General features: G+C 65.8%; 15 protein-coding genes. 6 read left to right on the top strand and 9 right to left on the bottom strand.

Going from position 1 to position 18,248, the window contains the following annotated elements; all coding sequences use genetic code 11:
• Positions 1–15: 15 nt before the first annotated feature.
• The 6 genes from addB to W911_RS16715 all read left to right on the top strand — a co-directional run bounded on the left by addB (position 16) and on the right by W911_RS16715 (position 8,853).
• The gene (gene addB / locus W911_RS16690) at positions 16–3,147 is read left to right on the top strand and encodes a double-strand break repair protein AddB (RefSeq protein ID WP_023788723.1); all 3,132 of its coding nucleotides are present in this window, start codon (positions 16–18) and stop codon (positions 3,145–3,147) included.
• A gap of 3 nt (positions 3,148–3,150) precedes the next feature.
• Positions 3,151–6,723 (top strand): double-strand break repair helicase AddA, encoded by a 3,573-nt coding sequence (gene addA / locus W911_RS16695; protein ID WP_023788724.1) that lies wholly within the window; start codon positions 3,151–3,153, stop codon positions 6,721–6,723.
• An 81-nt stretch (positions 6,724–6,804) separates the two neighbouring features.
• Positions 6,805–7,137 carry a thioredoxin gene (trxA, locus tag W911_RS16700; RefSeq protein WP_023788725.1) on the top strand — a complete coding sequence of 111 codons (333 nt, stop codon included), beginning with the start codon at positions 6,805–6,807 and terminating at the stop codon, positions 7,135–7,137.
• A 146-nt stretch (positions 7,138–7,283) separates the two neighbouring features.
• A complete protein-coding gene (locus W911_RS16705) occupies positions 7,284–7,637 on the top strand; it encodes an ArsR/SmtB family transcription factor (RefSeq protein WP_023788726.1) in 354 nt (117 codons plus the stop codon).
• Positions 7,634–8,155, top strand: coding sequence for an arsenate reductase ArsC (locus W911_RS16710; RefSeq protein ID WP_023788727.1), 522 nt, complete (start codon positions 7,634–7,636; stop codon positions 8,153–8,155). The genes W911_RS16705 and W911_RS16710 overlap by 4 nt, the downstream gene beginning before the upstream one ends.
• Complete coding sequence (locus tag W911_RS16715) at positions 8,152–8,853, top strand: aquaporin (protein WP_023788728.1); 702 nt, start codon at positions 8,152–8,154, stop codon at positions 8,851–8,853. The genes W911_RS16710 and W911_RS16715 overlap by 4 nt, the downstream gene beginning before the upstream one ends.
• Before the next feature lie 50 nt (positions 8,854–8,903).
• Here W911_RS16715 and W911_RS16720 read toward each other — a convergent pair whose 3' ends face one another.
• The 9 genes from W911_RS16720 to rpsA form a co-directional block, all read right to left on the bottom strand.
• Entirely contained in the window at positions 8,904–10,217 is a 1,314-nt protein-coding gene (locus W911_RS16720) for a bifunctional folylpolyglutamate synthase/dihydrofolate synthase (RefSeq protein WP_081717876.1), read from the bottom strand.
• A 181-nt stretch (positions 10,218–10,398) separates the two neighbouring features.
• Entirely contained in the window at positions 10,399–11,472 is a 1,074-nt protein-coding gene (gene accD, locus W911_RS16725; RefSeq protein ID WP_023788730.1) for an acetyl-CoA carboxylase, carboxyltransferase subunit beta, read from the bottom strand.
• A gap of 122 nt (positions 11,473–11,594) precedes the next feature.
• Complete coding sequence (gene trpA, locus W911_RS16730) at positions 11,595–12,428, bottom strand: tryptophan synthase subunit alpha (RefSeq protein WP_023788731.1); 834 nt, start codon at positions 12,426–12,428, stop codon at positions 11,595–11,597.
• Positions 12,425–13,696, bottom strand: coding sequence for a tryptophan synthase subunit beta (gene trpB, locus W911_RS16735; RefSeq protein ID WP_023788732.1), 1,272 nt, complete (start codon positions 13,694–13,696; stop codon positions 12,425–12,427). The genes trpA and trpB overlap by 4 nt, the downstream gene beginning before the upstream one ends.
• A gap of 43 nt (positions 13,697–13,739) precedes the next feature.
• Positions 13,740–14,411, bottom strand: coding sequence for a phosphoribosylanthranilate isomerase (locus tag W911_RS16740; RefSeq protein WP_023788733.1), 672 nt, complete (start codon positions 14,409–14,411; stop codon positions 13,740–13,742).
• 87 nt (positions 14,412–14,498) lie between these two features.
• Entirely contained in the window at positions 14,499–14,861 is a 363-nt protein-coding gene (locus tag W911_RS16745) for a membrane protein (RefSeq protein WP_023788734.1), read from the bottom strand.
• 48 nt (positions 14,862–14,909) lie between these two features.
• Complete coding sequence (gene ihfB / locus W911_RS16750) at positions 14,910–15,197, bottom strand: integration host factor subunit beta (RefSeq protein ID WP_041319260.1); 288 nt, start codon at positions 15,195–15,197, stop codon at positions 14,910–14,912.
• Between the two features lie 35 nt (positions 15,198–15,232).
• Positions 15,233–16,204, bottom strand: a complete 972-nt coding sequence (sppA, locus tag W911_RS16755) for a signal peptide peptidase SppA (RefSeq protein WP_023788736.1) — start codon at positions 16,202–16,204, stop codon at positions 15,233–15,235.
• 208 nt (positions 16,205–16,412) lie between these two features.
• Positions 16,413–18,152 (bottom strand): 30S ribosomal protein S1, encoded by a 1,740-nt coding sequence (gene rpsA, locus W911_RS16760; RefSeq protein ID WP_023788737.1) that lies wholly within the window; start codon positions 18,150–18,152, stop codon positions 16,413–16,415.
• Between the last annotated feature and the right edge of the window lie 96 nt (positions 18,153–18,248).

The raw sequence follows: 18,248 nt of genomic DNA on the forward strand, positions 1-18,248 counted from the left end.
GATACGCCGATCACCATGACCAAGCCGGAAGGCGCCAACATCTACACTGTCGAGGCCGGACGCCCGTTTCTCGACTGTCTTGCCGCGGCCATTCTCGACGGCACGCTCCCGAGGGCGGGCGGGTCCGCACCGTCCGTGCTCGATCTCCCGAGCATCACTCTCTACCTGCCGACGCGGCGCGCCACGCGCGCGCTCCAGGATGCGTTTCGGCGTGCCGCTGGCGGCCGCGCGCTGCTGCTTCCGAAAGTCGTGCCCGTATCCGAGGGCGAGGAGGATCTTTCGCTCATCACGGCAGCGGCGTCATCGCAGGCCGGCGAGATGAGCGCCGCCATTCCACCTGCCATTTCCGAACTGGAACGGCGCCTCGTGTTGACGAGCCTGATCCGGCGCTGGACGGAGACGTTAGCTGCGCAAGACGGCGAAGGTGGCCTCGCGGTCGATGTCATCGCCAGCACCTCTGCCCAGGCCGCGGTGCTGGCGCACGAACTGGCACAGCTCATGGACATGGTGGAGACCGAGGGCGTGAACCTCGACCGTCTTGCCGAACTCGTGCCCGAAACCTTCTCGGAGCACTGGCAACGGACGCTTCGTTTTCTGGAAGTAATTACGCAGGCGTGGCCCGGTTATCTCGCGGGGACGGGATTGATGTCGGCTGCCGCACGTCGCAACGCCGTGATCCGCGCCGAGGCGGAACGGCTGCGAACCGCGCCACCCACAGCGCCTGTTATCGTGGCGGGCGTCACCGGATCTATCCCGGCGACCGTCGAACTGATGCGCGCGGTGGCGGACCTTCCGAACGGCGCGATCGTGCTGCCGGCGCTCGATACGGCGCTCGACGATCCGAGCTTTGCGCGCATCGCGCCCGAGCATCCCGAGCATCCGCAGTTCGGCCTCAAGAAGCTGCTCGACGCGCTTGGACACGACCGGCGCGACGTGGCGCATCTCGGAGACGTGTCGAGCGGTGGATCGCGGACGCGGCTGATCTCGGAGGCGATGCGCCCCGCCGGGACAACGGCGCTGTGGGAAGCCTTCGCCGCCGAAGCGCGCCGCGATCCCGCCACGGCGCTGCCGCACGGTCTCAGCCTCGTCGAAGCGCCGACGGCGCAGGACGAAGCGGAGGCGGTTGCGCTGATCCTGCGCGAAGCGGCGGAAACGCCCGGCCGTACGGCGGCTCTCGTCTCGCCCGACCGCCTGCTTGCGCGGCGGGTTGCGGTGCGGCTCGAAGCCTGGGGCATCACGGTCGACGATTCCGCCGGGCGCCCGCTCCGCAAGACGCCGCCTGGTGCGTTGCTCGATCTCGTGATCGATGCGGTGGAGACACGTTTCGCGCCTGCTGCCGTTGTCTCGCTTTTGAAGCATCCACTCGCGCGGCTCGGTCTCGACCCGTTCGCGGTGCGCCGCGCGGCGCGTGCGCTCGAACTCGCGGCGTTCCGGACGCCCTATCTGGGAGACGGGATCGCAGGTCTCGAAGCGGCGTTCGAACGGGCATCCGACAATCGGGCTCAAGGCGTGCGTCAGCATCCTGCCGTCGACCGGCTGTGGGACGAAGACTGGCAAGGCGCACACGATCTGATCCGGCGTCTCTCCCTCGCTTTCACGCCGCTCACCGAGATTTACGCGCGCGACGGCGACGCGACGCTCCGCGATCTCGCGGATGCGCATTGCAAGGTTGCGGAGGCCGTGACGACGCTTCCGGTGGAAGACGGCATGGACACCGCCTCGGAATGTCCGCTCTGGCGGGACGAAGCCGGCGCGACGGCCGCGCGCTTCTTTGCGAGCCTGCTGGACGACGGGCTGCCTCCGCTCGATCTCCCCGCCGCCGACTACGCCGATCTCTATCGCAGTCTCGCGGCCGCCGAGACGGTGCGTCCGCGCGGCCCTGTGCATCCCAGGCTGTTCATTTGGGGGCCATTCGAAGCGCGTTTGCAGCAAACGGACGTGGTCGTGCTCGGCTCGCTCAACGAGGGCACGTGGCCACAAGCCGCCGATCCCGGGCCGTGGCTCAACCGGCCGATGCGAGAAGCGCTCGGATTACCCTCGCCGGAGGAAAAGAACGGGCAAGCCGCGCACGATTTCGCCACGCTGCTTGCCGCACCCGAGGTCGTGCTGACGCGCGCTGCGAAGAAGGATGGCGTGCCGACCGTGCCGTCGCGCTGGCTGCTGCGGCTGAAAGCGTTGCTCGACGGCATGGGCGCCCAGCATGCGCTAACGCCCAAACTGCCCTGGCTCCACTGGGCGCGCGAGCGCGACCGGGCCAAGCCCGAGCCGCGTCTCGCGGTGCCCGAGCCCCGCCCGGCGGTCGCGTCGCGCCCGCGCAAGCTCTCGGTCTCACGGATCGAGACATGGATCGCGAACCCGTATGCGATTTTTGCGCGCGAGATCCTGGGTCTCCAGCCGCTTTCGCCGCTCGGCGAGCAGCCGGGACCGGCGCTGCGCGGCAGCATCATTCATCACGCGCTTTCGGAATTCGCAAAAGCGTATCCGGCGGCGCTTCCAGAGAATGCGGAAGCCGAACTCGTCCGCTTTGCGCGCGCCACGCTCGATGCTTATGCCGCGCATCCTCGCATCGCGGCCTTCTGGGTGCCGCGCTTCGCACGCTTCGCCGCGTGGTTCGCCAAGACGGAAGCCGCGCGGCGCGAGGGCGTGCAGCAGGTGACGGCCGAGGTCGCAGGAGAGCTGATTTTCGACGCGCCGGGTGGGCCGTTCAAGCTCACGGCGAGGGCGGACCGCATCGATATCGCGGCGCACGGCCTCGTGATTTCCGACTACAAGACGGGCGCGCCGCCGACGGACAGGAAAGTGCTTGCGGGTGCGTCTCCGCAGTTGCCGCTGGAAGCGGCCATCGCGCTCGATACCGGCCCCGGCTTCGAGAAGATTGCGCACCTCCCCGTCACCGCGTTGCGCTACATCCGCGCGTCGGGCGGCGAACCGCCGGGCGAGGAACGCGACATCAAGGCGGACGATGTGGCCGCTCTCGCCGCGCAGGCACTCGATGGTCTCAAGCGGCATGTCGCGCGCTTCGACGATCCGGCGACGCCTTACCGGCCCTTGCGGCGCTCCGGTTTCAACTACGATTACGACGACTACGCCCACCTCGCGCGCGTCGCGGAGTGGTCGTCGGGCGCGACGATGCAAGAGGAGGCGTGAGGCATGACCGTTCTCGCTTCCATCGCCGCGGAGCTTGCGGAAACGACGCGGCGCCAAGCCGCCGCCGCCGATCCGCTCGCCTCGTGCTGGGTGTCGGCTAACGCAGGCACCGGCAAGACGCACGTGCTCACAATGCGCGTGCTGCGGCTTCTGCTTGCGGGCACGCCACCCGAACGCATCCTGTGCCTCACCTTCACGAAGGCGGCCGCGGCGGAAATGTCGAAGCGCGTGTTCGAGAGCCTTGCAAAATGGGTCATGCTGCCCGAAGCGGAGCTGGGCGAGACACTCACGAAGTTCCTCGGCCGTGCGCCGAGCGACGAGGAAATGCTGCTCGCGCGTACGCTTTTCACGCGTGCGACGGAGACGCCGGGCGGGCTCGGCATCGTCACTATTCATGCGTTTGCAGAGCGCCTGTTGCAAAGATTTCCGCTTGAAGCGGGCGTCACGCCGGGCTTCTCGATCCTGGACGATACGACCGCGAAGAAGCTGATGCGGGACGCGATCGATCACGTCATCGGCGCGGCCGCGCGCGACCCCAAGAGCACGCTCGGCCGCGCGCTCGAAGCGGCCATCGCCTACGCCGCCGACGATCACTTCGACGACATCCTGACAGACGCTGTGAGCCGCCGCGAATGGCTCGAAGGGATCGCGCGGCTTCCGTCCGATACAGAGGGAGGACCAGAGGGCCTCGACATGGCCGAGCGGCTCTATCGCCGTCACTTCGGCGTTCGCTCGGATATCACGCGGGCTGCCATCGAGAAGGAAGCGGCCGAGTTGCTCTCGGGTGCGCAGTTCGCACATCTCCGCGACGTTTTGAGGGGCGGCACGAAAACCGACGCGGGGATGGCTGACAAAATTTCTTCCGCCCTCGCTGCCCCCAGCGACGGCGCTCGCATGGAGGCGCTTTGCGGGCTCTTTCTCAAGAGCAACGGCGATCCGCGCGACAAATTCCTAACCAAGGCGTTGAAGGAAAAGAACCCGGAAGCCGAACCTATGCTCGCGCGCGCGCAGAGCCGGTTCCTTTCGCTCTGGAGCGAGCGGCAGGGCGCGGTCGCGACCGAAGCGACGATGGCGCTGATCCGGCTCGCCGACGCAGTGCGGCAGCGCTATCACAACGCCAAGGTGCGCCGCGCCGCGCTCGACTTCGACGATCTCATTCAGCGCGCGCAGAACCTGCTCGCCAACAGCTCGTCCGTCGAATGGGTGCTGTACAAGCTCGACCGCGGTCTCGACCATATTCTCGTGGACGAGAGCCAGGATACCAGCCCATCGCAATGGCGCGTCGTCGAAGCCATCGCGGGCGAGTTCTTCTCGGGCACCGGCGCGCGCGAAGACGTCGTGCGCACGCTGTTCGCGGTCGGCGACGAGAAGCAGTCGATCTATTCGTTCCAGGGCGCGGCGCCCGAGATGTTCTCGGCCATGGGCGACCGCTTCGCAACGCTCACGGAGAGCGCGGGCGCCACGTGGCAACGCATCCCGCTCACGCTGTCGTTCCGCACCGTGGCGCCCGTGCTCGACGCGGTGGATCGCGTGTTTGCCGATACGTCGCGCACGCCCGGCGTCACGCCTGCGCCCCACGTTGCGCAACGCGCCGGCCATGCGGGCCTCGTCGAACTCTGGGAGACGGAGCAGTACGAGGACGTGGAACCGGCCGACGCGTGGTCTCCGCTCGAAGACAAGACGGCGGAACCGCCCGTGGTGCGGCTCGCCAACCGCATCGCGGACACGATCAAAAGCTGGATCGCGACGGGCGAAACGCTTGTCTCCACCGGCCGGCCGATCACGCCGGGCGATATCCTGATCCTGGTCCAGAAGCGCAACCCGTTCGCCGCGCCGATGGTGCAGGCGCTGAAGGCGCGCGGCATTCCAGTCGCAGGCGCCGACCGGATGCGGCTCACCGAGCAGATCGCGGTGCAGGATATGCTCTCGCTCGGCGATTTCCTGACGCTTCCCGAAGACGATCTCGCGCTCGCAGAAGTGCTTAAAAGCCCGATCTTCGGCCTCGACGACACCGATCTCGAAACGCTCGCGTGCGGGCGCAAGGGCACGCTGTGGAAGGCGCTCTTGGATACCGCGCGCGATGTGCCGCGGTTCGTGGAGGCTGCCGAAACGCTCAAGCGCTGGCGCAAGGCGGCCGACTTCCGCCCGCCGTTCGAATTCTTTGCCGACATCCTGGATCGCGACGGCGTGCGCCGCCGCCTGATCGCGCGGCTGGGACTCGATGCGGCGGACCCGCTCGACGAATTCCTCGATCTCGCGCTCACCTACGACGACGGCGCGCCGCCGTCGCTTGCGGGCTTCCTCGCCTTCATGCGCGACGGCGAACGCGACATCAAACGCGACATGGAACATGGCCGCAACGAAGTGCGCGTGATGACGGTTCACGGCGCGAAGGGCCTCGAAGCGCCTGTCGTTTTTCTTCCCGATACGTGCAACGTCGGCTCGGCGGCGAGCCGCGGTGGGCGACCGATGACACTCGACGACATGCCGCGACCTGCGGGGTTGGCAGCACCCTTCGTATGGCCCGTGAAGGGCACGAGCGGGATCGACGCCATTCAGAGTGCGCGCCAGACATTGGCCCAGCGCGAGCGCGAAGAGCGCAACCGCCTGCTCTACGTCGCGATGACGCGCGCGCGCGACCGGCTTTACGTTGCAGGCTTCGAAGGCAAGCGGGGCCGCGGCACCGGCTGCTGGTACGATCTCATCGAAGCCGGGCTTGCCGATTGTCTGGAGCGTATCGCGCTGAAGGGCGGCCGCGAGGTGCGCAGGCTCGAAGCGCCGCAGACGGCGGAGGTCAAAGCGCCCGATCACGCCGCCGAAACGGAAACGCATGCTTCTCCACCGCCGGCCTGGAGCGTGCAGCCCGCGCCACGCGAGCCGCAGCTCACGGTTCCGCTCGCGCCGTCACGGCTTGCGCCTTATGAGACCGACGATGAAGGCGAACCGCTTCGCGTCTCGCGATCGCCCGATGCGCGCGACGAACCTGCCGCGCTCAGTCCGGGCAACCTTCACGGCGAGAGCCGTTTCCTGCGCGGCACGCTCACGCACGCGCTGCTCGAACACCTGCCGCAGATCGCGCCCGACGCGCGCGCACGCGTGGCGGAAGCTTACCTCGCGGAGCGGGGTCGCGGCCTACCCGAGCGCACGCGCGCGAGCATCGCCACGGAAGTGCTCGGCCTGATCTCCGATCCGTCGTTCGCGCCTGTGTTCGGTCCCGATAGCCGGGCCGAGGTTCCGATCGTGGCCGTCATCCCGCGCCCGGAAGGAGCGAGCCCTGGGCCGCCGCTTCGGATCGCCGGGCAGATCGACCGACTCGCAATCACAGACGACGCGATCCTCATCGTCGACTACAAGACCAACCGCGCCGCGCCAGTGAACCACTCGGCCGTCGCCGCCGTTTACCTTTACCAGCTCGCCGCCTACCGGCTGGCTGTCCGCGACATCTTTCCCGGCCGAGCGGTCCGCGCCGCTCTGCTCTGGACAGAAAGCCCTCATCTGATGGAAATTCCTGAGGAAATTCTAGAGGCACACGCCAAAGACCTGTGGCATGTCGACAGGCTCCGCCTTGACGCTTGAGGGGCCCATTCCTACTTTCACGGTCCGTTTGAGCCGGGCTCGCAGATCCCCGGCACATGACGCAATAGGAGAAACACCGAAATGACCGCACTCGTATCCGACGACACCTTCGACCAAGAGGTCCTGAAGTCGAGCGAGCCTGTCCTCGTGGACTTTTTCGCCGAATGGTGCGGTCCATGTAAGGCCATGGCGCCAGCGCTCGAGCAGGTTGCATCCGAGCTCAAGGGCAAGGTCAAGGTGGTGAAAATCGACGTGGACCAGAGCCCCGGGATCACCACCAAGTACGGCATCCGCGCCATGCCGACGCTGATCATCTTCAAGAACGGCGAGGTTGCCGGCCAGCACGTCGGCGCGCTCGTTCAGAAGCGCAAGCTCGAAGAGTGGCTCGGCCAGCACGTCGACAACGTCGCTTAAGCGACGATGCATTCCGAAACGTTCAAGGGCTCCCTCGCGGGAGCCCTTATCGTTTCAGCGCGTCCTTCCGCAAGCCGGATCGGGACGGCCATGTCGCCCCGCATAAAGATACTTGCATTATTCAAATATCCTTGTATCGTTTCTTTATGAATGAAACACACGCCGTCACCGCGCTCGCTGCACTGGCTCATCCGCAGCGCCTTCGCATCTTTCGCCTGCTCGTCCTCGAAGGACCGAACGGCCTTGCGGCGTCGGAGATTGCCGAGGCCGTCCAAGCCAGCCCGACGGGCGCCTCGTTCCACTTGAAGGAACTCGACCGCGCCGGCCTCATCCGCGGCACGCGCGACGGCCGCTATGTCCGCTACGCCGTGAGCGTCGAGACCATGCGCCAGCTTCTGAACTACCTGACCGAGGATTGCTGCCAGGGGCGGCCGGATCTCTGCGGCAAGACGATCCGGCGCACCAAGTCACTTTGCAGGAGCAAGGACGGACCGCAATGACCGATACGCCACTCAACGTCCTGTTCCTGTGCACCCACAATTCCGCCCGGTCGATTATCGCCGAATGCGTCATGAACCGCCTTGGCGCGGGGCGCTTCAGGGGCTTCAGCGCCGGCAGCCAGCCAAGCGGGCGCGTGCATCCCTACGCGATGGACCTGTTGAAGCAGCTCGACTACGACACGTCGGATCTCAGCTCGAAATCGTGGGAGGTGTTCACGGCCTTGGACGCCCCGAGGCTGGATTTCGTGTTCACCGTTTGCGACAACGCGGCCCACGAGGTGTGCCCCGTTTGGCCGGGCCAGCCGATCAGCGCCCATTGGGGATTGCCGGACCCGTCAGCGGCCCAAGGGACGGAGAGCGAGCGGCGCCTTGCCTTCGCGGACACCCACCGCATGCTGTATCAGCGCATCAGCATTTTCACCTCGCTGCCGCTCGCCACATTGGACAAGCTCTCGCTGCAGAGGCGGCTCGAAGACATCGGGCGAGGCGAGGTGATGTCATCGGAGCCAACGACTTGAGCGCGTCTTCCTTGCGGGAGAAGTTCGTCGCAGAGGCGCTTGGCGCAGGCTTTCTGTTGGCGGCTATCGTCGGCTCGGGCCTCATGGCCGAGCGGCTGGCGGGCGGAAACGCGGCCCTCGCGCTCCTCGGAAACACGCTGCCGACGGGCGCGATGCTCGTGGTTCTGATCACCATGCTGGCGCCAATCTCGGGCGCGCACATCAATCCCGCGGTGTCGCTCGCATTCTTCCTGCGCCGAGAGTTGACCGGCCGGGAGTTTCTCGCCTACGCGGCGGCGCAACTCGGCGGCGCCGTAGCTGGCGTCCTGATTGCGCACGCCATGTTCGACGCGCCGCTCCTGCAGGTGTCGGCCACGACACGGAGCGGGTTTGCGCAGACCTTCTCGGAAGGCGTGGCAACATTCGGGCTGGTGCTCACGATCCTGCTGACGCTGCGGGCGAGGCCACAGGCGGTCGCCGTCGGTGTCGGGCTTTACATCACGGCCGCCTTCTGGTTCACCGCCTCCACCTCGTTCGCCAATCCTGCGGTTACAATCGCGCGGACCCTGACCGACAGCTTCGCGGGAATACGACCTGACGACGTACCGGGATTTCTCCTCGCGCAAGTCGTGGGCACGGTGTCGGCCCTGATGGTCCTGAGGGCGCTGGCACCAGGATCGCTCCGGCAGACCGAACCCGCGCGTCTGACCATAGACTGACGGGACCACGCTTTCATCCCGCACAGGGCTGAAAGTGGACCGGCCGCGGATCAGTTAGCTTGCGGCTCGACGCCTTCCTGCAGCGCGAGCACGTGGCCCGCGAGATAGAGCGAGCCGGTGATCAGGATGCGCTTCGGGCCAGGGTCAATCGCATCGATACGCTTCAGCGCTGCCTCGACGGAGCCTTCCGCTTCCGCATTGAGAGAGACAGATTGCGCGGTTTCTGCGAGTTCATTGGGCTGGAAGGGGCTTTCGTGTGCGCCCGGGATCGGCACGCCGACGACATGGCGCGCAAGACCGCGGAATGCCCCGAGGAAACCCGCTGCGTCCTTCAAGCCCAGCATTCCGACCACGAGATAAAGCGGTTTCGGTGCGCGCTCTTCGAGATCGGCAAGCGTTTCGGCAAGGAAACGCCCTGCTGCGGGATTGTGCCCTCCATCCAGCCACAATTCCGAGCCGGGCTTGAGAAGCGACGGCAGAGGTCCGCCATCGATGCGCTGCATCCGGGCGGGCCAGCGCGCTTCGGTCAAACCGCGCTCGATCGCGTCCTCGGACACCTTGACGCCTTCGAGCAGGCTATCGAGTTCCAAAGCGGCGGCAACGGCCGCGCCCGCGTTGATGATCTGATGGGGACCGATGAGCGCGGGCAAAGGCAGATCGAGCAACTGATCGGCGCGCTGCACGACGAGGCGGCCGCGCTGTTCGTAGGCATCGTAGGCGCTGCCCCATACGACAAGGGGCGCCTTGAGGCGCGCCGCCTCGCGCGCGATCACCTCATGCACGGCGTCTTCCTGCTGCGAGACCACGCACGGCACGCCCGGCTTCAGGATGCCGGCCTTTTCCGCCGCGATCAGCTCGACGGTGCCTCCGAGCTTGTCGGCATGATCGTAGGAGATCGGCGTCAACACCGTCAGCACGGGCTTCTCGACGACGTTGGTCGCGTCGAGACGACCGCCGAGGCCGACCTCCAGCAGCACGACGTCGGCGGGGTGCTCCGAAAAAGCCAGGAGGGCTGCTGCGGTCGTAATCTCGAACTGGGTGATGTCGTCGCCATCGTTGACGGCCTGCGTGCGCGAAAGGACATCGACGAGCACATCTTCGGCGATGGAGCGTGTGACGCCATCGGACCCGGCTAACGCGATCCGCTCGTGAAAACGCACGAGGTGCGGGGACGTGTAGACGTGGACGCGCAGTCCGGCCGCCGACAGGATCGCCTTGAGATAGGCCGTCGTCGAACCCTTGCCGTTCGTCCCCGCGATGTGGACGACGGGGGCCAAGGATCTGTGCGGGTTGCCGAGCTTGGCCAACAGGCGTTCCACCCGGCCCAACGACAAATCGATGAGCTTGGGATGCAACAACTTCAGGTCAGCGAGAAGCTGGTCGCTGGTCAGGATGGCACGCCCCTCCTTCTCAGGGCCGCGTTTCTCGCCACATGAAACCCGACGTGATGCCGAGGTCAACCGGGCGTTTGGAAATCACAGGTGTCAGGATACATCGGGGGCCACGGCTCGGAACATCCCCGCCCCCCCGCCCGGGCCGGTCCGATCAAGTCTTCGGGACGTCCCTTTTGTCTTCCGCGTTCGCCGTTCCCGCCGGCTCGTCGTGTTGGTCCTCGGCGCTCTCCGCAGCCGCACCAAAGCGCTCCGCGTCCTCGACCGGCTCAAGCTCGATCGCCGTGCTCTCGATCAGCTTGCCGTCGACCGCGCTTCCGTTGGCCTGCGCGCTGCCGTTGCCGCGCCGCGACGACGCCGTTTTCTCGGCCGGTGCCGGATTGCCGGTCAGCAGCGCGCAAATGCGGCTCAGCGTCTCGCGCATCTTATGACGATGCACGACCATGTCGATCATGCCGTGCTGCAACAAATATTCGGCGCGCTGGAAGCCATCCGGCAACTGCTCGCGGATGGTCTGCTGAATGACGCGAGGGCCGGCGAAGCAGATGAGCGCGCCCGGTTCCGCGATGTGGATGTCGCCCAGCATGGCGTACGAGGCCGTCACGCCGCCGGTCGTCGGATCGGTAAGCACGACGATGTAGGGCAGCTTCAACTCGCGCAGGCGCTGCACGGCAATGGTCGTGCGCGGCATCTGCATGAGCGAAAGGATGCCTTCCTGCATGCGGGCACCGCCAGACGCAGCAAAAAGGATGAACGGCGAGCGGCGCTCGGCGGCGCGCAACATACCCGCGATCACCGCTTCACCGGCGGCCATACCGAGCGAGCCGCCCATGAATTCGAAATCCTGCGCGGCGGAGACGACGGGCTGGCCGTCGAGCGTGCCTTCGCCGACAAGGACCGCATCCTCCATGCCGGTCTTGGTGCGCGCATCCTTGATGCGGTCGGTGTAGCGGCGGCCATCGCGGAAGCGGAGCGGATCCTGCGGAACGGAAGGCATGGGCACGAGTTCGAACGCGCCACCGTCGAAGAGATGCGCGAGCCGCTGCCGGGCGCCCATCTTCATGTGATAGTTGGAGCCGGGTACGACGAATTGATTGGCCTCAAGGTCTTTGTAGAAGACCATCTGGCCCGTCTCCGGGCATTTCACCCAGAGATTTTCCGGCACCTCGCGCTTCGTGGTGAGGAAGCTGCGGATCTTGGGCCGGACGACGTTGTTAATCCAGTTCACGCTTGACCGCTCCTCACGTCCCGCCTCTCCTGGGACAGCGCCATTCCTACCGTCATCGTCTTCGAAAGTTCGCCGCGAGCCGCCCGCTTGCGACCGGGCCTCGGCTCATCCCGTCCGGGCACTCACGCTTCGCGGAGTGCCGCGCTCAGGCGACCGACCAAACTTAAGACGGAGCCGACCGTATTTCCAGTCGCGACGCCATCCTGAGTTAAGGTGTCCTCGATGGTCCGCACCAGGGCGGACCCCACCACGACGCCATCGGCCCCCTTCGCCATGGCGCGGGCCTGCTCAGGCGTTCTTACGCCGAAACCAACCGCCACGGGAAGCGTTGTCGCGCGTTTCAGGCGCGCAACCTCGGCTTCGACATGGTCCGGATTGGCCGAGGCGGCACCCGTAATGCCGGTGATGGAGACGTAGTAGAGGAAGCCCGACGTATTTTTTAGTACCGTTTTCAATCGCTTATCGTCGGTGGTCGGGGTCACCAGGCGGATGAAGTTGATGCCCCGCTCGATGGCCGGCAGGCACAGCTCACCGTCGACCTCCGGCGGCGTATCGACCACGATCAGGCCATCGACGCCAGCTTCGGCGGCCTCGTCCAGGAACGCCGCGTTCGGGTAGACGTAGATCGGATTGTAGTAGCCCATCAGCACGATCGGCGTGTCGTTGTCGGTCTTGCGGAATTCACGGACCATGGCGAGGGTATCGCGCATCTTGTGGCCCGCCTTGAGGGCCCGGAGCGACGACGCCTGAATGGCCGGCCCGTCGGCCATCGGGTCCGAGAACGGCATGCCGAGCTCGATGACGTCGGCGCCCGCACCGGGAAGCCCCGCGAGGATAGCCTTCGAGGTTTCGAGGTCCGGATCGCCTGCGGTGACGAAGGTGACGAGAGCGGCGCGGCCTTCAGCTTTCAACGCCGCGAAGCGCCGGTCGATGCGCGTTTCGTTTGTCTTGGTCAAAGCTTGATCCCCAGATAACCCGCAACGGCGAAGACGTCTTTGTCGCCGCGCCCGCACATGTTCATGACGAGAATGTTGTCCTGGGGCAGCGTTGGCGCGAGCTTCGTGACCCAGGCCAGCGCGTGCGAGGGTTCGAGCGCGGGGATGATGCCTTCGAGCTTGGCCGAGAGCTGGAACGCTTCGAGCGCTTCCTTGTCGGTGATCGGCACGTAGTTCACGCGGCCTGTATCCTTGAGCCAAGCGTGCTCGGGGCCCACGCCCGGATAATCCAAGCCTGCCGAGATGGAATGGCCTTCGAGGATCTGGCCTTCGGCGTCCTGCAGCAGATACGTGCGGTTGCCGTGCAGCACGCCGGGGCTCCCGCCGCTCATGGACGCGGCATGGCCGTTCTCGACCTCGACGCCGTGGCCGCCCGCTTCGACGCCGTAGATCGCGACGCCTTCGTCATCGAGGAACGGGTGGAACAGGCCGATGGCGTTCGAGCCGCCGCCGATACAGGCGACGAGCGTATCGGGCAGACGGCCCTCGCGCTCCATCATCTGCTCGCGCACCTCGTTGCCGATGATGGCCTGGAAGTCGCGCACCATCGCGGGATAGGGATGCGGACCGGCTGCGGTGCCGATCAGGTAATACGTGTCGCGCACGTTGGTGACCCAATCGCGCAGCGCTTCATTCATCGCGTCTTTCAAGGTGCCGGCACCCGCCGTCACCGGATTGACTTTGGCGCCGAGCATATGCATGCGCGCAACGTTCGGCGCTTGGCGCGCCACGTCGGTCGCGCCCATGTAGATCTCGCAAGGAAGGCCGAAGCGCGCGCACACGGTGGCGACCGCCACTCCGTGCTGGCCAGCGCCGGTCTCGGCGATGATGCGCGTCTTGCCCATGCGGCGGGCAAGCTGGATCTGGCCGAGGCAGTTGTTGATCTTGTGGCTGCCGGTGTGATTGAGCTCGTCGCGCTTGAAGTAGATCTTGGCGCCGCCGGTGCCGCCCGCGTCCCTGGCGATGTCGCGGAAATGTTCGGTCAGGCGCTCGGCGTAATAGAGCGGGCTCGGGCGGCCGCCGTAGTGGAGCAGCAGGTTCGTCAGCTCCGCCTGGAACGCAGGATCGTTCTTGGCGGCTTCATACGCCGTTTCGAGATCCAGGATCAGCGGCATCAGCGTCTCGGCAACGAACCGCCCGCCGAACAGGCCGAACTGGCCTTCCGCATCGGGGCCTGCCCTCAGCGTGTTGCGCTTGGCGTCCGCCGCCTTGTCTTCCTTCGAGGCCATCTCAGGCTGTCCTCTCGCGTAGCCGCCCGGGAGGGGCGAAAATTCATGCCTCCTTAGCGACCTTTGCGGCCTTAAGGAAGCGGCGGATGCGCTCAGGGTCTTTCTCGCCGGGCCGGCTTTCGACACCGGACGAAACATCGACAATGGCCGCACCTGTGAGCGCGATGGCGGCGGCGACATTTTCGGGCGTAAGGCCACCTGCAAGCGCGAACGGCGCGCGGCCCTTGGCGGCTTCGAGGATGCGCCAGTCGAACGTCAAGCCGTTGCCGCCAGGAAGCGATCCCGGATCGGCGGGCGGCTTGGCATCGAACAAGAGCATCTGGGCGCGCGTGCCATTGGGCTTCAGATAATCGAAGGCTGCGGCGACATCCTCGGCATCGCCCACCGGCACGGCTTTGAGGATGCGGAGACCGCTCAGCTCCCGCACCGCTTCGACGCGTGCGGTCATTTCGTGTCCGTGGAGTTGTATGAGGTCGGGTTTAATCTTCTCGGCAACGGCCTCGACGAGCGCGTCGTCGGGATCGACGAGCAGCGTCACGACGTCGGCGCCGCCGTGATGGCGCGCGCGCAATGTGAGTGCTGCGGCCTCGTCGAGCGAAACGTTGCGTGGGCTTTTCGGATAGAGCACGAGGCCAATCAGATCGGCACCGGCGTCGAGCGCTGCATCGAGCGCGTCGCTTGTGCGAATCCCGCAGATTTTTACGCGTGTGGACATCGGTAGCGCCGTGTCATTGCGGATTGGAACGTGACCTCGCATACGCGCCTTGCGTATGGAAAGCCAAAATGCACAGCGGGAGAGCGCTTACGCCGCGTCGCGCTTGACGGGTGCGGCGAGGGCCTTGGCGCGGGCGCCCACTTCCGCGTCGCGCTCGCGCATGAGCCGGTCGGCCTCGACCTGCCATCGCTTGGCTTCGCTCGCCCGCTGACGTGCAATGCGGCGCCATCGCCCTTGAGAAAACCACGTCGCCGCGCCGCCGAGCAGCACGCCGATCAAGAGCATCCCGAACAGGTAGGCATAGAACGGCAGCACGATCGACACCGCAGGCTGATCGGGCCGGAAGGGATCGAGCACGAGACGAACGCCATGGCGGTTCGCGACCGCAAGCGTGATCAGCAGCGCGGCCGCGGGAAATGCGGTCAACAGCCAAAGAATTCGCTTGAGCACGCCCGCTCCTCTCGTCTGCTACGCAACTCGCAACATCAATTGCCCGGGTCAGCCTTCGCCATCGTTCAGCCGATCGCGCAGCTCCTTGCCCGTCTTGAAGAATGGGACGAACTTTTCCGCGACCGGCACCGGATCGCCCGTGCGCGGGTTGCGGCCCTGACGGGCGGCGCGGTGCTTCACCGTGAACGCCCCGAAACCTCTGAGCTCGACGCGATCGCCCTGCGCAAGCGCGTCGACGATCTCGTCGAACACGACGTTGACGATGCGCTCCACGTCCCGATGGTAGAGATGCGGATTGGATGCTGCAATTTTTTGGATGAGCTCAGATTTGATCAAAGCACGCGCCTCCCGGAAAAGGTATTGGTTTTTCTTCAATTTTCGGAAGGTTGCCAAACAGATACGAGGCCGTCAAGGCCAACTCGCTCCAGCATGGCCGGAAGGCGCGGAAGGTTAAACAGGCTTCCTGCCAGGGCGGCGAGCGCGGTTCCGGTGGCGCCGGACTGAGACCCCGACAGGGCGCTCCAGGCGTTCTCGGCGCGGGGGCGCCACGTCACAACGTTAAGATCGGTCGAGATGCCCCGCTCGGTTTGCAGCCAGCGGACGGCTTCCGCTTCGCCGCCGATCTCGTCGATCAGCTTGGCTTCGAGCGCCTGGCGGCCGGAGAAGATGCGGCCTTCGGCCAGGCCGCTGACGCTGCGGGCCGCGATGCCGCGGCGCTCCTCGACGAGGGAAAGGAACCACCGGAACCCGTCGTCGATGGTTTCCTGCATCACCCTGCGCCCATCGTCGGTGGCGGGCGCGAAGGGGTTGGGCTCGGCCTTGAGGCGGCCGCTCTTTACCTCGTTGAACTTGATGCCGAGCTTGTCGAGCATCTCGCTCACCTCGGGCCACTGGGCCAGAACGCCAACAGACCCCGTGATGGTGTTGCCGCGCGCGACGATGCGGTCGGTGCCAAGGCCCACGATGTAACCGGCCGAGGCCGCCACCGTGCCGAACTGCGCCACCACCGGCTTCTTCGCCGCGACCTCGCGCAGCGCCTGATAGAGGCTTTCGCCGCCCGTCGTGGTGCCGCCGGGGCTGTTCACATGCACGATGAGCGCCCGCACATGGTTCGCGTCGCGGATCCGCTCCAGCATGCGGAGTTGGTCGCGATTGTCGGTGATGGTGCCTTCGATGGCCACGCGGGCAATCTGGTTCGGGCCGCCGATGGTCGAGAAGTCCTCGCTGCCGAACATCATGGTGCCGAGCAGGAGACCGACGAACAGGACGGCCGCGGTGCGCCAGAAGCTGATCCGCCGGCGCATACGGCGCCGGTCGATGACGGCTTCGGTCTCAAGTGACATGGAGATCGCTCCTCGGTGAGGGTTCGGGCGGAGTTAACGACCTGACGCCCCGGTTGGGCCGAAAATTAGGAAACCCGCCGATCCAACGCAACGGCCATCGTCGGCAAAGGGCTTACAGGTGGTTTCCGCCCCATTTAGAGCCGGGGCGTAAAAAAATGCGCGGGGCTTCCACCCCGCGCATGATGTGCTTTCAAGGCTCGGAAGGCCGTTAAGCCGATTCTTCCTCGTCGCCTTCGCCGTCCTCGGCGTCACGCTTCTTGTTGATGGCGGCCTTGAAGATGTCACCCAGCGAAGCGCCCGAATCCGAAGATCCATACTGGGCCACGGCCTGCTTCTCTTCCGCGATTTCCAGCGCCTTGATCGAGACGGCAATCCGGCGCGCCGCCTTGTCGACGGAGAGCACGGCGCCGTCGACCTTCTGGCCGACCGAGAAGCGCTCGGCGCGCTGCTCGGAGCGATCACGCGACAGATCCGAACGCTTGATGAAGGTCGTGAGATCGCTGTCGGCGATGCGAACCTCGATGCCGTTCTCCTGCACCTGAATCACCTCACAGGTAACTTGGTCGCCCTTCTTGTACTTGCCGAGCGCGTCGGCCGGGTCGCCGCCAAGCTGCTTGATGCCGAGCGAAATGCGCTCCTTCGAGCTGTCGACGTCGAGCACCACCGCTTTGACGGTGTCGCCCTTCTTGTAGTCCTTGATGACTTCGTCGCCGGCCTTCTGCCAGTCGAGGTCCGAAAGATGGACCATGCCGTCCACACCACCTTCGAGACCGATGAAGAGACCGAACTCGGTGATGTTGCGGATCGGGCCTTCGACCTCGGTGCCCTTCGGGTGCTGAGCGAGGAACGCATCCCACGGGTTGTCCTGGGTCTGCTTGAGACCGAGCGAGATGCGGCGCTTGCCGGGGTCGACTTCCAGGATCTGGACTTCGACCTGCTGGCTGGTCGAGACGATCTTGCCGGGGTGTACGTTCTTTTTGGTCCAGCTCATCTCGGAGACATGGATCAGGCCTTCGACGCCCGGCTCAAGCTCAACGAACGCGCCGTAGTCGGCGATGTTGGTCACGGTGCCGTTGAAGCGCGAACCGATCGGGTACTTGGCCTCGATGGTGGACCACGGATCGGACTGGAGCTGCTTCATGCCGAGCGAGATGCGCTGCGTCTCGGGGTTGATGCGGATGATCTGCACCTTCACCGTGTCGCCGACGTTGAGGATCTCGGACGGATGATTGACGCGGCGCCAGGCCATGTCGGTCACGTGCAGCAGGCCGTCGATGCCGCCGAGGTCGATGAACGCGCCGTAGTCGGTGATGTTCTTGACCAGGCCGTCGATGATCTGGCCTTCCGCGAGGCGGGCCACGATGTCGGCGCGCTGCTCTGCACGCGTCTCTTCCAGCACCGAGCGGCGCGAGACGACGATGTTGCCGCGGCGGCGATCCATCTTGAGGATCTGGAACTGCTGCGGCTGATGCATGAGGGGGCCGATGTCGCGCACGGGGCGAATGTCGACCTGCGAACCGGGGAGGAACGCCACCGCGCCGTCGAGATCGACCGTGAAGCCGCCCTTGACCTTGTTGAAGATGACGCCCGTCACCTTCTCACCCTTCTCGGAGAGCTTCTCCAGGCGGGTCCAGCTCTCCTCGCGGCGCGCCTTGTCGCGCGAGAGGACGGCTTCACCCAGCGCGTTCTCGATGCGCTCAAGGTAGACTTCCACCGTGTCGCCAACCTTGAGATCACCCAGCTTGCCGCCGACGCCGAACTCCTTGAGCGGCACGCGGCCTTCCATCTTGAGGCCGACGTCGATGACGGCGAGGTCCTTCTCGATGCCGACGACCTTGCCCTTGACGACGCTGCCTTCGAACACATCGTCCTTCGCAAGGCTCTCGGTGAGGAGGGCTGCGAACTCATCGCGCGTGGGGGTGTACTCTTTGCTGATCTCGGTGGTCATCAAGGCTCCTGGTCGATTGAAATGTTGATGCGCCCCACCCTGCGGCCTCATTGGCTTCAGAGTGCGACGGGTTTGTCGATGGGCTGACGGCGGAAG

Origin of the sequence: Hyphomicrobium nitrativorans NL23 (genome assembly GCF_000503895.1) — a bacterium.
Classification (GTDB): domain Bacteria; phylum Pseudomonadota; class Alphaproteobacteria; order Rhizobiales; family Hyphomicrobiaceae; genus Hyphomicrobium_C; species Hyphomicrobium_C nitrativorans.

Coding starts and splice junctions, on each gene's coding strand:
- addA (WP_023788724.1), top strand. CDS start 3,151: ATGACCGTTCTCGCTTCCATCGCCGCGGAGCTTGCGGAAACGACGCGG.
- W911_RS16710 (WP_023788727.1), top strand. CDS start 7,634: ATGACCGATACGCCACTCAACGTCCTGTTCCTGTGCACCCACAATTCC.
- trpB (WP_023788732.1), bottom strand. CDS start 13,696: ATGGCCTCGAAGGAAGACAAGGCGGCGGACGCCAAGCGCAACACGCTG.
- sppA (WP_023788736.1), bottom strand. CDS start 16,204: ATGTCACTTGAGACCGAAGCCGTCATCGACCGGCGCCGTATGCGCCGG.
- W911_RS16740 (WP_023788733.1), bottom strand. CDS start 14,411: ATGTCCACACGCGTAAAAATCTGCGGGATTCGCACAAGCGACGCGCTC.
- trxA (WP_023788725.1), top strand. CDS start 6,805: ATGACCGCACTCGTATCCGACGACACCTTCGACCAAGAGGTCCTGAAG.
- addB (WP_023788723.1), top strand. CDS start 16: ATGACCAAGCCGGAAGGCGCCAACATCTACACTGTCGAGGCCGGACGC.
- W911_RS16705 (WP_023788726.1), top strand. CDS start 7,284: ATGAATGAAACACACGCCGTCACCGCGCTCGCTGCACTGGCTCATCCG.
- rpsA (WP_023788737.1), bottom strand. CDS start 18,152: ATGACCACCGAGATCAGCAAAGAGTACACCCCCACGCGCGATGAGTTC.